This is a genomic window from Pseudomonas wuhanensis, assembly GCF_030687395.1.
GTDB classification, from domain to species: Bacteria; Pseudomonadota; Gammaproteobacteria; order Pseudomonadales; family Pseudomonadaceae; genus Aquipseudomonas; species Aquipseudomonas wuhanensis.
The window spans coordinates 554504-567717 of the sequence record NZ_CP117430.1 but is presented as its reverse complement, the minus strand read 5'-3'; the positions used below and the strand labels follow the sequence as shown (position 1 = coordinate 567717).

At 60.6% G+C, this 13214-nt stretch carries 10 protein-coding genes; 4 read left to right on the top strand and 6 right to left on the bottom strand.

The window, feature by feature from the left end; translation table 11 throughout:
- Positions 1-4: 4 nt before the first annotated feature.
- From PSH88_RS02600 to PSH88_RS02580, 5 genes are all read right to left on the bottom strand, one after another.
- Positions 5-3022: a sarcosine oxidase subunit alpha gene (locus tag PSH88_RS02600; RefSeq protein WP_305424811.1), complete on the bottom strand. Its 3018-nt coding sequence runs from the start codon at positions 3020-3022 to the stop codon at positions 5-7.
- Positions 3019-3348 carry a sarcosine oxidase subunit delta gene (locus PSH88_RS02595; protein ID WP_007907563.1) on the bottom strand — a complete coding sequence of 110 codons (330 nt, stop codon included), beginning with the start codon at positions 3346-3348 and terminating at the stop codon, positions 3019-3021. The genes PSH88_RS02600 and PSH88_RS02595 overlap by 4 nt, the downstream gene beginning before the upstream one ends.
- Before the next feature lie 14 nt (positions 3349-3362).
- A complete protein-coding gene (locus PSH88_RS02590) occupies positions 3363-4613 on the bottom strand; it encodes a sarcosine oxidase subunit beta (RefSeq protein WP_007907561.1) in 1251 nt (416 codons plus the stop codon).
- Between the two features lie 23 nt (positions 4614-4636).
- Positions 4637-5890: a serine hydroxymethyltransferase gene (gene glyA / locus PSH88_RS02585; RefSeq protein ID WP_305424809.1), complete on the bottom strand. Its 1254-nt coding sequence runs from the start codon at positions 5888-5890 to the stop codon at positions 4637-4639.
- 302 nt (positions 5891-6192) lie between these two features.
- On the bottom strand, positions 6193-6909 hold the full coding sequence (locus PSH88_RS02580) for a TraX family protein (RefSeq protein WP_305424808.1): 717 nt from the start codon (positions 6907-6909) through the stop codon (positions 6193-6195).
- 131 nt (positions 6910-7040) lie between these two features.
- Here PSH88_RS02580 and PSH88_RS02575 point away from each other — a divergent pair, with 131 nt between their 5' ends.
- From PSH88_RS02575 to PSH88_RS02565, 3 genes are all read left to right on the top strand, one after another.
- Positions 7041-8081: a threonine aldolase family protein gene (locus PSH88_RS02575; protein WP_305424807.1), complete on the top strand. Its 1041-nt coding sequence runs from the start codon at positions 7041-7043 to the stop codon at positions 8079-8081.
- 655 nt (positions 8082-8736) lie between these two features.
- Positions 8737-9270, top strand: a complete 534-nt coding sequence (locus PSH88_RS02570) for an REP-associated tyrosine transposase (RefSeq protein ID WP_305424806.1) — start codon at positions 8737-8739, stop codon at positions 9268-9270.
- 247 nt (positions 9271-9517) lie between these two features.
- Positions 9518-10342: an SDR family oxidoreductase gene (locus PSH88_RS02565; RefSeq protein ID WP_305424804.1), complete on the top strand. Its 825-nt coding sequence runs from the start codon at positions 9518-9520 to the stop codon at positions 10340-10342.
- A 119-nt stretch (positions 10343-10461) separates the two neighbouring features.
- Here the strand turns inward: PSH88_RS02565 and gbcB are convergent, their stop codons facing one another.
- The gene (gbcB, locus tag PSH88_RS02560) at positions 10462-11562 is read right to left on the bottom strand and encodes a glycine-betaine demethylase subunit GbcB (protein WP_305424803.1); all 1101 of its coding nucleotides are present in this window, start codon (positions 11560-11562) and stop codon (positions 10462-10464) included.
- 282 nt (positions 11563-11844) lie between these two features.
- On the opposite strand from gbcB, the gene gbcA reads away from it, so the two are divergent.
- Positions 11845-13140 (top strand): glycine-betaine demethylase subunit GbcA, encoded by a 1296-nt coding sequence (gene gbcA, locus PSH88_RS02555; protein WP_305424802.1) that lies wholly within the window; start codon positions 11845-11847, stop codon positions 13138-13140.
- Positions 13141-13214: the final 74 nt, after the last annotated feature.

The window sequence follows — 13214 nt, the reverse complement described above, 5'->3', positions numbered from 1 at the left end:
CGACTTACACGTTCTGGCGATCGCCTTTAGGATCGAAGAACACCGAAGAAACGATTTCCGCCTCGATCACGCTGCCGTCGGCCAGCGGTGCGAACACCCGCTCACCCATGCGCTTCAAGCCGCCTTTCACCACGCCCATGGCAAACGAATAGCCCAGGGAGTTGTGCAGGTAACTGGAAGTCACGTGGCCCACCATGGTCATCGGGATGGTTTGCTTGGTGTTGAACACCAGTTGCGCACCTTCCGGCAGCCATTTGGTCGGATCGATCGGCTTCAGGCCAACCAGCTGTTTGCGCTGATCACGCACACAGTCTTCGCGGTTCATGCCACGCCAGCCGATCCACGAGAACGGTTTGGTGCGACCGACACACCAGCCCATGTTCAGGTCGTCCGGGGTCATCGAGCTGTCAGTGTCCTGACCGACGATGATGAAGCCCTTCTCCGCCCGCAGTACGTGCATGGTTTCAGTGCCATACGGAGTCAGGTTGTACTTCTTGCCGGCCTCGACGATTTTCTCGAGCACGCCCATGGCGTAGTCGGCCTGCACGTTGACTTCGTACGACAACTCACCGGTAAACGAAATCCGGAATATCCGCGCCGGCACACCACCGACCAGCGCTTCTTTCCAGGTCATGAACGGGAAGGCTTCGTTGCTCAGGTCGGCGTCGGTGACTTCGCTGAGCAGCTTGCGGCTGTTCGGCCCGGACAGGGTCATGGTTGCCCAGTGATCCGTCACGGAAGTGAAATACACCTTCAGGTCTGGCCATTCGGTCTGGTGGTAGATTTCCAGCCATTGCAGCACGCGTGCAGCGCCGCCGGTGGTGGTGGTCATCACGAAATGGTTGTCGGCCAGGCATGCAGTCACGCCGTCGTCGAACACCATGCCGTCTTCTTTGCACATCAGGCCGTAACGGGCCTTGCCCACGTCGAGTTTGGTCCAGGCGTTGGTGTAGATGCGGTTGAGGAACTCGCGGGAGTCCGGGCCCTGGATGTCGATCTTGCCCAGGGTCGAAGCGTCCAGCAGGCCGACGCTGTCGCGCACGGCTTTGCATTCGCGTTTCACGGCGGCATGCAGGTCTTCACCGTTTTTCGGGAAGTACCATGGACGCTTCCACTGACCGACGTCTTCAAACTCGGCGCCGTTCTTCACGTGCCAGTGATGCAGCGCGGTGAAACGAACCGGTTCAAAGATGTGCCCACAGTGACGACCGGCTACGGCGCCGAAAGTTACCGGCGTGTAGTTCGGACGGAACATGGTGGTGCCCATCTGCGGGATCGTCACGTTCAGCGAACGGGCGGCGATGGCCAGACCGTTGACGTTGCCGAGCTTACCCTGATCGGTGCCGAAGCCCAATGCGGTGTAGCGCTTGACGTGCTCGACCGACTCGAAGCCTTCGCGGGTCGCCAGTTCGATGGCGGCAGCGGTGACGTCGTTTTGCAGGTCGACGAATTGCTTCGGCGCACGGGCAGTGGCTTTCTCGTGAGGTACCTGGAACAGCGCCAGCGTCGGCTCTTCCAGTCGGCTCAGGGCTTTTGGCAGTACGCCTTCGACCTTGCCGAAACCGGCTTCGCTGGCGGCGCGAGCGCCGCCTTCAAAACCGTCGGCCAGCGAATCGCCGAGGCCATAAACGCCGTTGATGCCACCGACGCATACGCGTTTCTGCGGTGCTTCGCCCGGTACGAAACCGAGGATGTCTTCACGCCAGATCGGCTTGCCACCCAAGTGCGACGCCAGGTGAACCACCGGGCTGTAACCGCCGGAACTGGCAACCAGGTCGCAATCGAGCCATTCGCCCGGGCTGGTCACGGTGTGTGCTTTTACATCAATCGCGGCAACGCGAGCAGCGGTGACGTGCTTGCTGCCACGAGCCTCGATCACGGCGCTGCCGGTCAGGATGCGAATGCCTTTGGCGCGCGCTTCTTCCACCAGCGCACCGCGAGGGTTGCTGCGGGCATCGGCGATGGCCACCACTTGCAGGCTGGCGTCGAGCCAGTCCAGGGCAACGCGGTAGGCGTGGTCGTTGTTGGTCGACAGCACCAGTTTCTTGCCCGGTGCCACGCCATAGCGACGTACATAAGTCGACACCGCGCCGGCGAGCATGTTGCCCGGCACGTCGTTATTGCCATAAACCAGTGGACGCTCGTGAGCACCGGTCGCCAGCACCACGCGCTTGGCGCGAACCCGGTGGATACGCTGACGCACCTGGCCGATCGGGGCGCGGTCGCCGAGGTGATCGGTGAGGCGCTCGTGGATGGTCAGGAAGTTATGGTCGTGGTAACCGTTGACCGTGGCGCGCGGCAACAGCAGCACGTCAGGGGTGTTTTTCAGCTCGGCGATGACGCTGGCAACCCACTCGGTGGCAGGCTTGCCGTCGAGGCTTTCGCGGGAGTCGAGCAGGCTACCGCCGAACTCTTCCTGTTCATCGGCCAGGATCACACGGGCGCCGCTGCGGGCAGCCGCCAGTGCAGCCGCCAGACCCGCAGGGCCAGCGCCGACGATCAGCACGTCGCAGTGCTGGTTCATGTAGTCGTAGGTGTCCGGATCGTTCTCGGTCGGCGAACGGCCAAGACCGGCGGCCTTACGAATGTACTTCTCGTAAGTCATCCAGAACGATTGCGGGTACATGAAGGTTTTGTAGTAGAAGCCCGGTGGCATCAGCTTGCCGCCGACCTTGCCGAGAATCCCCATCATGTCGTTGTTCACGCTCGGCCAGCCGTTGGTGCTGGTGGCGACCAGGCCTTGATACAGCGCTTGTTGCGTGGCGCGTACGTTGGGGATCTGCGTGGCTTCGGTCGCACCGATCTGCAGCACGGCGTTCGGCTCTTCGGCACCGGCGGCGAAGATGCCGCGTGGGCGCGAATACTTGAAGCTGCGGCCGATGATGTCGACACCGTTGGCCAGCAACGCGGCGGCCAGGGAGTCGCCTTCAAAGCCTTTGTAGACCTGGCCGTTGAAGGTGAAGCTCAACACTTTGTTGCGGTCGATGCGTCCGCCGTTGGACAGGCGATTGATCTGGCTCATACCTTCTCTCCCAGAGCCGTGGCGGCCGCTTTCGGGCTGTCGGTCTTGTCGGTGAACTGCGGCTTGGTGCCGATCTTGTAGGTTTCGAGAATCTCGTAGGTCACGGTGTCGCGGGTCACGTTGAAGTACTGACGGCAACCGGCGACGTGATCCCACAGTTCATGGTGCAGACCGCGAGGGTTATCGCGGAAGAACATGTAGTCGCCCCACTCCTCGTCGGTGCAGCTGTTCGGATCCAGTGGACGCGGGATGTGCGCCTGGCCGGATGCATGGAATTCCTCTTCGGAGCGCAGTTCGCCACAGTGAGGACAGAAGATATGCAACATAGGGATTTCTCCTGTTAGTGGGCGACTGCTGCAGCGCCGTGTTCGTCGATCAACGCACCGCTGTGGAAGCGGTCGATGGAGAAAGGTGCGGCCAATGGGTGCATTTCACCCTTGGCCAGGCTTGCGGCAAACACGTTGCCCGAGCCAGGTGTGGCCTTGAAGCCACCGGTGCCCCAACCGCAGTTGAAGAACATGTTCGGGACCGGGGTTTTCGAGATGATCGGGCACGCATCCGGCGTGGTGTCGACGATGCCGCCCCACTGACGGTTCATCCGTACACGCGACAGCACCGGGAACATCTCGACGATGGCCTGGATGGTGTGCTCGATCACCGGGTACGAACCACGCTGGCCGTAGCCGTTGTAGCCGTCGATACCGGCGCCGATCACCAGGTCTCCCTTGTCGGACTGGCTGATATAACCGTGTACGGCGTTGGACATGATCACGCTGTCGATAATCGGCTTGATCGGCTCGGACACCAGCGCTTGCAGCGGGTGCGATTCGATCGGCAGGCGGAAACCGGCGAGTTTGGCCATGTGCCCGGAGTTACCGGCAGTCACCACGCCGACGCGCTTGGCGCCGATGAAGCCCTTGTTGGTTTCAACACCGATGCACACACCGTTTTCCTTACGGAAACCGATCACTTCGGTCTGCTGGATCAGGTCCACGCCCAAGGCGTCGGCGGCACGGGCAAAGCCCCACGCCACGGCATCGTGACGGGCCACGCCGCCGCGACGCTGGACGGTGGCGCCCATCACCGGGTAGCGAGTGTTCTTGGAGCAGTCGAGGTACGGAATCTCGTCGGCAACCTGTTTGGCATCGAGCAGTTCGCCGTCCACGCCGTTGAGGCGGTTGGCGCTGACCCGACGCTCGGAATCACGAATGTCCTGCAGGGTGTGGCACAGGTTGTAGACGCCACGCTGGGAGAACATCACGTTGTAGTTCAGGTCCTGGGACAGGCCTTCCCACAATTTCATCGCGTGTTCGTACAGGTGCGCCGACTCGTCCCACAGGTAGTTGGAACGCACGATGGTGGTGTTGCGCGCGGTGTTACCGCCGCCCAGCCAACCTTTCTCGACCACGGCCACGTTGGTGATGCCATGTTCCTTGGCGAGGTAGTAGGCGGTCGCCAGACCATGCCCGCCACCGCCGACGATGACCACGTCATAGACCTTTTTAGGGGTCGGCGTGCGCCACATCTTCTGCCAGTTTTCGTGATGGCTGAGGGAGTGTTTGAAGAGGCCGAAGCCCGAATAGCGTTGCATAGTCATTTACTCCAAAACCGCGCTCAGCGATAAACCGGGAAGTCCGCGCACAGGGCCGCCACATGCTGCGCGACATTGGCCTCGACATCGGCGTCGCCGAGGTTGTCGAGGATGTCGCAGATCCAGCCAGCCAGTTCAATACACTGGGTAACCTTGAAGCCGCGAGTGGTCACCGCCGGGGTGCCGATGCGCAGGCCGGAGGTCACGAACGGCGACTGTGGATCGTTCGGGACAGCGTTCTTGTTCACGGTGATGTGGGCGCGACCGAGTGCTGCATCCGCCTCTTTGCCGGTGAGGCCCTGACGGATCAGGCTGACCAGGAACAGGTGGTTATCGGTACCGCCGGACACTACATCGTAGCCGCGTTTGATAAATACGCCGGCCATGGCCTGGGCGTTGTCGATCACTTGTTGCTGGTAAGCCTTGAAGCCAGGCTCCAGCGCTTCCTTGAAGCACACCGCTTTACCGGCGATCACGTGCATCAGCGGGCCGCCCTGGGCACCCGGAAACACTGCTGCGTTGAGCTTCTTCTCGATTTCTTCGTTGGACTTGCACAGGATCAGGCCGCCACGAGGACCGCGCAGGGTCTTGTGGGTGGTGGTGGTGACCACATCAGCGTACGGCAGCGGATTCGGGTACAGGCCGGCAGCGACCAGACCGGCGACGTGAGCCATGTCGACGAACAGCAGTGCTCCAACCTTGTCAGCGATCTGACGGAAACGCGGGAAGTCGAGGGTCTTGGAGTAGGCCGAGAACCCGGCAACGATCATCTTCGGCTTGCATTCGACAGCCAGACGCTCGACTTCGTCGTAGTCGATCAGCCCGGTTTTGGTGTCAATGCCGTACTGCACGGCGTTGTACAGCTTGCCCGAGGACGACACCTTGGCGCCGTGGGTCAGGTGACCACCGTGGGCCAGGCTCATGCCCAGAATGGTGTCGCCGGCTTGCAGCAGGGCCAGGTAAACGGCGCTGTTGGCCGAGGAACCGGAGTGCGGCTGGACGTTGGCGTAGTCGGCGCCGAACAGTTGCTTGGCGCGTTCGATGGCCAGCGCTTCGACCTTGTCGACGTGCTCGCAGCCACCGTAGTAGCGCTTGCCCGGATAGCCTTCGGCGTATTTGTTGGTCAGGCCACTGCCTTGCGCTTCCATGACGCGTTTGCTGGTGTAGTTCTCTGACGCGATCAGCTCGATGTGATCTTCCTGGCGTTGCTCCTCGGCATTCATCGCCGCCAGCAGTGCATCGTCGTAACCCTGGATCTGGTCTTGCTTGCTGAACATCGCGTCTCTCCCAGCGGCATCTATGCGCCATTCGTCTCGGTAAGGCACTGGCGTTACGGCAGTGCCCTTTGGAAGCGATGGTATGACCGGCGCAGACAGGTCAAATGCCTATGGACGCCACGCAAAGGTGCATTTACGACATGGCGGGAAATGGACACGTCGGACACGATCGCAAGATCAACATCCCCCCCTGTGGGAGCGGGCTTGCCCGCGATAGCGGTGGGTCAGCCGACATCAATGCTGGATGTGACGCCGCCATCGCGGGCAAGCCCGCTCCCACAGGGTTTTGCGCGCCCCAGGGATCAGGCAATGAGTTGGCGCAAAGCCAGAAGCACAAGGAAATGCACGGGATAGAGCGCGTAAGCCCAGCGCCGCATCGGCGGTGGCTGGATGCCTTGGGCGTGTCGCAATAGCAACAACCCCAGCAATGGCGCAATCAGACAAGCGGCAATGCCGAGAATGGCTGCATTGCTATGAAGTCGAGCGGCGTAATACAGCACTTGCCATTGATTGGCCGCCAGACAGACCAGCCCCGGCAGCAGGCTGAAATACCAGGGACGCCTGATCACCAGCAACATCGCCAGCGGCAACAACACGCCGAAGAAACCGAACATCAGTCGCTCCGGGAACAGTGCTGCCAGCAACAAGGCCCCGGCCGCCAACAGTCGCGATTGAAGCAGCCGGTTCTGCCAGCCAAGCGCGACCAACAGCCCCAGAATCAACGTGGGCAACACGTTCAAGGTGTTGAGATCAGGAATGTACATCCGGTAGGGGATTTCGCTTATAGCGCTAAACAGCAACAACCAGCCGAGGTAACGCCACTGGCCGTCGGTCGTTACTGCACGGACTCGCGACAGGTTCGCCGCCATCGCCAGACAGAACCACGGGAACGCCAATCTACCCGGCACATACAGCAGATCGACGGAATAACCGACATATCGAAGGTGATCGAGCACCATGCTCAGCAACGCCAGCCACTTAAGCAGATCCAGCGCCCCATCCCTCTGCGTCATGTGCATAATTGCCCGTCAACCGTGTATTTTTCTGACAGCAACATCCCGTGTGCTCCCCGGACGATCTTCGGTAAAGTGCGCACCATCATTGACCACGAGGCTCTTCACCATAAGAGCCTCGACCACGGAAGCCGGCCATGACCGATAAGAGCCAACAATTCGCCAGCGACAACTATTCCGGTATCTGCCCTGAAGCCTGGGCTGCCATGGAACAGGCCAACCACGGCCACCAGCGCGCTTACGGCGACGATGAGTGGACCGCACGCGCATCGGATCAATTCCGCAAACTGTTCGACACCGACTGCGAAGTGTTCTTCGCCTTCAACGGCACCGCGGCCAACTCGTTGGCCCTGTCATCACTGTGCCAGAGTTACCACAGCGTGATCTGCTCGGAAACCGCCCACGTCGAAACCGACGAATGTGGCGCGCCGGAGTTTTTCTCCAACGGCTCCAAACTGCTCATCGCTCGCACCGAAAACGGCAAGCTGACACCGGAATCGATCCGTGAAATCGCCCTTAAGCGCCAGGACATCCACTACCCGAAACCCCGCGTCGTGACCCTGACCCAGGCCACCGAAGTCGGCAGCGTGTACACCCCTGAAGAAATCCGCGCCATCAGCGTCACCTGCAAAGAGCTGGGCCTGAACCTGCACATGGACGGCGCACGTTTCTCCAATGCTTGCGCGTACCTGGGCTGCTCACCAGCGGACCTGACCTGGAAGGCCGGCGTCGATGTCTTGTGCTTCGGCGGCACGAAAAACGGCATGGCAGTGGGCGAAGCGATTCTGTTCTTCAACCACAAACTGGCTGAAGACTTCGACTACCGCTGCAAACAGGCCGGGCAACTGGCGTCGAAGATGCGCTTCCTCTCGGCGCCGTGGGTCGGGATTCTGGAAAACGACGCCTGGCTCAAATACGCCCGCCACGCCAACCACTGCGCGCAGCTGCTGGCCGAACTGGTGAGCGACATTCCGGGCGTGGAACTGATGTTCCCGGTACAGGCCAACGGCGTGTTCCTGCAACTGTCGGAACCGGCCATCGCCGCACTGACCGCCAAGGGCTGGCGCTTCTACACCTTCATTGGCAACGGCGGCGCGCGATTCATGTGCTCGTGGGACACCGAAGAAGAACGCGTGCGCGAATTGGCGACGGATATTCGGGAAGTCATGGCAGCCTGACGCCCGCAAGCTGATCGTTCCCACGCTCTGCGTGGGAATGCCTCTCGGGACGCTCCGCGTTCCTGCCTCATCGCTGACGCAATGTCCAACACCGTTGTGACGCAGAGCGTCACGGGCTGCATTCCCACGCGGAGCATGGGAACGATCAAGAGCGCGTGCCGGAACTGGCGGCAGATATTCGGGAGTCATGGCAGCCTGACGCCCCCACCAAGCTGATCGTTCCCACGCTCTGCGTGGGAATGCCTCTCGGGACGCTCCGCGTTCCTGCCTTACCACTGACGCAATGTCCAACACCGTTGTGACGCAGAGCGTCACGGGCTGCATTCCCACGCGGAGCATGGGAACGATCAAGAGCGCGTGCTGGAACTGGCGGCAGATATTCGGGAGTCATGGCAGCCTGACGCCCCCACCAAGCTGATCGTTCCCACGCTCTGCGTGGGAATGCCTCTCGGGACGCTCCGCGTTCCTGCCTCATCGCTGACGCAATGTCCAACACCGTTGTGACGCAGAGCGTCACGGGCTGCATTCCCACGCGGAGCATGGGAACGATCATTAGAGGCGCGTCGCAATTTCCCACTCTCTCTGCGGCGCTGTCCGCTAGCACCACTACATCACCCCGCTCACCCTAGTCATTCCCTCGCAAAGGAATGCATCCATGGGCCGAAGTCGCTACACCATCACCGAACCCGACAAACCCCACTTCCTGACCTGCACCCTCATGGAATGGCTTCCGCTGTTTATCCGCCCCTACATTGTCGATCACCTGCTCAATTGCTGGCGCTATCAACAAACCCACCAAGATCTAAAGCTGTATGTTTACGTCGTCCTGGAAAACCATCTGCATTTCGTTGCCGAGGCTCCAGACCTGAGCAAATGCCTCCGCCTGTTCAAATCCTTCACCGCCCGCCAAATCATCGACGATCTGCAAAGCAAGGGCGCAGAGCGCGCATTGCAACGACTGCGCTTCAGCAAACGGGCACATAAGCAGGATCGGGTTTATCAGTTGTGGCAGGAAGGTTCGCACGCGGAAATGGTGTACAGCGAAACGGTGATGCGCCAGAAGCTGGATTACATCCACTACAACCCGGTGAAGCGTGGGTACGTGGATTTACCTGAGCACTGGCGCTATTCCAGCGCGAGGAATTATGCAGGGATGGAGGGGCTGATCGAGATTCAGCGTTGGTCCTGAAGCGCACGGCACTCTCCTCCTGATCGTTCCCACGCTCTGCGTGGGAATGCCTCTCGGGACGCTCCGCGTTCCTGCCTCATCGCTGACGCAATGTCCAACACCGTTGTGACGCAGAGCGTCACGGGCTGCATTCCCACGCAGAGCGTGGGAACGATCGCGGTGAGTGCGAGGAACAAGTGTCTTTTGGTCTACATTGACTGGCGAGCCGTTTCGATCCGCATCGATAACAACAATCAGGAGCGTACGCATGTCATTACAAGGCAAAACCCTGTTCATCACCGGTGCCAGTCGCGGGATCGGGCGTGAGATTGCGCTGCGGGCAGCAAAGGATGGGGCCAACATCGTGATTGCCGCCAAAAGCGCCACCCCTCACCCCAAACTGCCCGGCACCATCTTCAGCGTGGCGGCGGAAGTTGAAGCCGCGGGCGGCAAGGCGTTGGCCTTGCAGGTGGATGTGCGCGATGAAGAGGCGGTGCGTGAGGCGTTGGCCCAGGCCAGCGAACACTTCGGCGCGATTGATGCCTTGGTCAACAATGCCGGAGCGATCAAGCTGACCGGCGTGCAACACATCGAACTCAAGCGCTTCGACCTGATGCACCAGATCAACACCCGCGCCGTGCTGCTGTGCAGCCAGGCCGCCCTGCCCTATCTGAAAAAAACCGCCGGCCACATCCTCAACCTGTCACCACCGCTGAACCTGGCCACCAAATGGTTCGCCCAGTACAGCCCCTACACGGTGACCAAATACGGCATGAGCATGCTGACCCTGGGCATGAGCGAGGAATTCGCCTCCTACGGCATCAGCGTCAATTCCCTGTGGCCGCAGACCATGATCGCCACCGCTGCGATCGAGTTTCAGCTGGGGTCACGCGAGTCGTTCAAGCATGCGCGCGCACCCGCAATCATGGCGGATGCTGCTTACGCGATTCTGGGCAGCAGTGGCCGCAGCATTACGGGGCGCTTGCTGATTGATGAGGAGATTCTGCGGGAGCATGGCGTGACCGAATTCGATCATTACCGCTTTGAGCCCGGCTCCAAAGACAAGCTGATGCCAGACTTGTTTGTGGACTGAAATACCAACCATTGTGGGAGCGGGCTTGCTCGCGAAAGCGGTGTGTCAGGCAACATCAATGTTGACTGTGCCGCCGCCTTCGCGAGCAAGTCGGATCGCCGCCCCCCGCTCCCACAGGTTCAAAACTCGATGCGAACGTCGCCCTTCGGCACGCTGCAGCACGACAGGATGAACCCTTCGGCTTCGTCTTCCTCGGTAATCCCGCCGTTGTGGTCCATTTCGACTTCGCCACCAAGCTTCATCACCTTGCAGGTCCCGCAGATCCCCATCCCGCAAGCCTTCGGAATCAGCAAGCCAAGCTTGGCCGCCGCCGCATGCACCGTTTCCCCCGGTGCGACCCGAATGCTCTTGCCGGACGCAGTGAATTCCACTTGATGCAGATCCGCCGCATCGATTTCCGGAGCATCCGCCGCTTGCTCGGCTTGCTCCACCGCGTCGGCACGGGCTTCCGGCGGTGTCGCGCCGAAGGATTCCTCGTGATAACGCTTCATGTCGAAGCCCGCCGCCTCGAGCATGCGCTTGACCGCATTCATGTACGGGGTCGGGCCGCAGCAGAAGACTTCACGTTCAAGGAAGTCCGGCGCCATCAGTTCGAGCATCTTGTGGTTCAGGTAACCGCGATAACCGGCCCACGGCTCGCCCAGACCATGCTTCTCGCAGATCAGGTGCAGGCTGAAGTTGTCGATCCGCGATGCCATGTGTTCCAGCTCGCGGTGGTAGATGATGTCTTTCGGCGAACGGGCGCTGTGGATAAATACCATGTCGACATTGCCGTTGGTGTCATAGAACCACCGGGCCATGGACATGCACGGCGTGATGCCGACGCCGCCGCTGAGGTAGAGCACTTTCGGCGCCGGGAAGTCCATGGCGTTGAACAGCCCGACCGGCCCGTGCACCGCCAGTTCCTGGCCTTCATGCAGGGTGTCGTGCAGCCAGTTGGACACCTTGCCGCCCGGCACGCGCTTGATGGTCACCGAAAAGCTGTACGGCACCGACGGCGAACTGGAAATGGTGTAGGAGCGCATGATCGGCACGCCATCGATTTCCAGCTCCAGGGTGACGAACTGCCCGGGCTTGAAAAAGAACAGGATCGGCTGGTCGGCCATAAAGCAGAAGGTGCGCACATCCCAGGTTTCCTGGATGACTTTGACGCAACGGACAATATGTCGACCATTGGCCCAGGTCTGGGTGGTTACCGGGTTCAGGAAGCTGTTGGACATGCTGATCTCCACGGCCGACTGCCGGCCTTCATGTTGGCGATTCTGCGTATAGCGCAGCCCCGCCATTTACCTATCTGCGACATTCACATACTTATCGCGACCAGCCCCCAATTACCGGGGGTTGCGCGTCGGGAACAGATTGGGCCATGTCGCCCATGGATAAGGTTCCGGGCAACGGCGGCCCCACACTCGCTCCATACCAAGACACAATCTTTACACCTTGCGTAGCAAACCTGATCAGCCACTTTCGCGGCCACGCAGATGGCCTTGAGGAAACACACGATGGACGTCACCACTACCCTGAGCCTGGGCGATCCACTGGAACCCGCACGCAAGGCCACCGCGCAGATGCTGCAAGAACGCGAGCGCACTTTCTCGCTGCCGCAGCCGTTTTACTCTGACGAGCGGCTGTTTGATATCGACATGCAGGAAATCTTTCAGAAAGAGTGGTTGATCGCCGGCATGACCTGCGAAATCCCGACCAAGGGCAACTACCTGACCCTGCAAGTCGGCAAGAACCCGATCATCGTGATTCGCGGTGCGGACGGCGTGGTCCATGCGTTCCACAACGTCTGCCGCCACCGCGGTTCACGGCTGTGCACCAGTGAAAAAGGCAAAGTCGCCAAACTGGTCTGCCACTACCACCAGTGGACGTATGAGCTGGACGGTCGCCTGCTGTTCGCCGGCACCGAAATGGGCGCCGACTTCGACATGAAGCAGTACGGTTTGAAGCCGGTGAACGTGAAAACCGCTGGCGGTTACATCTTCATCAGCCTGTCGGAGAACCCGCCGGCCATTGATGACTTCCTGTCGACGCTCAGCCATTACATGGAACCGTACGACATGGAGAACACCAAGGTGGCGATTACCACCACCTTGATGGAAAAAGCCAACTGGAAACTGGTGCTGGAAAACAACCGCGAGTGCTACCACTGCAACGCGTCGCACCCGGAACTGCTGAAAACCCTGCTGGAATGGGACGACGTCACCGACCCGCGTGCCGACCAGGCCTTCAAGGACCATGTAGCTGCTTCGGCCGCTGCCTGGGAAGCCGAGAAGATCCCTTACGCCCACGCCAGTTTCGGCCTGCGTAACCGTATCGTGCGCATGCCGCTGCTCAAGGGCACCGTGTCGATGACCCTGGACGGCAAACAGGGCTGCGCCAAACTCATGGGCCGCATCAAAAACCCGGACCTGGGCTCGATGCGCATCCTGCACCTGCCACACTCGTGGAACCACTGCATGGGCGACCACATCATCGTGTTCACCGTGTGGCCGATCAGCGCTCAGGAAACCATGGTCACCACCAAGTGGATCGTCCACAAGGATGCGGTCGAAGGCGTGGACTACGACGTGGAGCGCATGCGCCAGGTCTGGGATGCGACCAACGACCAGGACCGTCGCCTGGCCGAAGAGAACCAGCGCGGGATCAACTCCACCGCGTACCAGCCAGGGCCTTACTCCAAGACCTATGAGTTTGGTGTGGTGAACTTTGTGGACTGGTACAGCGAGCGTCTGTTGAACAATCTGGGGGCCGAGCCCGCGCCGTACCTCAAAGGGGTTCCGGTACAAGGCTAAAAGCAAAAGCATCGCGGGCAAGCCCGCTCCCACAAGGATCGGCGGCGTACACAAACTCTGTGAACACCCCAATC

What these genes read in the sequence shown, in the direction of transcription:
- PSH88_RS02600 (WP_305424811.1), bottom strand. Translation starts at nt 3,022, where the DNA reads ATGAGCCAGATCAATCGCCTGTCCAACGGCGGACGCATCGACCGCAAC.
- PSH88_RS02595 (WP_007907563.1), bottom strand. Translation starts at nt 3,348, where the DNA reads ATGTTGCATATCTTCTGTCCTCACTGTGGCGAACTGCGCTCCGAAGAG.
- PSH88_RS02590 (WP_007907561.1), bottom strand. Translation starts at nt 4,613, where the DNA reads ATGCAACGCTATTCGGGCTTCGGCCTCTTCAAACACTCCCTCAGCCAT.
- glyA (WP_305424809.1), bottom strand. Translation starts at nt 5,890, where the DNA reads ATGTTCAGCAAGCAAGACCAGATCCAGGGTTACGACGATGCACTGCTG.
- PSH88_RS02580 (WP_305424808.1), bottom strand. Translation starts at nt 6,909, where the DNA reads ATGCACATGACGCAGAGGGATGGGGCGCTGGATCTGCTTAAGTGGCTG.
- PSH88_RS02575 (WP_305424807.1), top strand. Translation starts at nt 7,041, where the DNA reads ATGACCGATAAGAGCCAACAATTCGCCAGCGACAACTATTCCGGTATC.
- PSH88_RS02570 (WP_305424806.1), top strand. Translation starts at nt 8,737, where the DNA reads ATGGGCCGAAGTCGCTACACCATCACCGAACCCGACAAACCCCACTTC.
- PSH88_RS02565 (WP_305424804.1), top strand. Translation starts at nt 9,518, where the DNA reads ATGTCATTACAAGGCAAAACCCTGTTCATCACCGGTGCCAGTCGCGGG.
- gbcB (WP_305424803.1), bottom strand. Translation starts at nt 11,562, where the DNA reads ATGTCCAACAGCTTCCTGAACCCGGTAACCACCCAGACCTGGGCCAAT.
- gbcA (WP_305424802.1), top strand. Translation starts at nt 11,845, where the DNA reads ATGGACGTCACCACTACCCTGAGCCTGGGCGATCCACTGGAACCCGCA.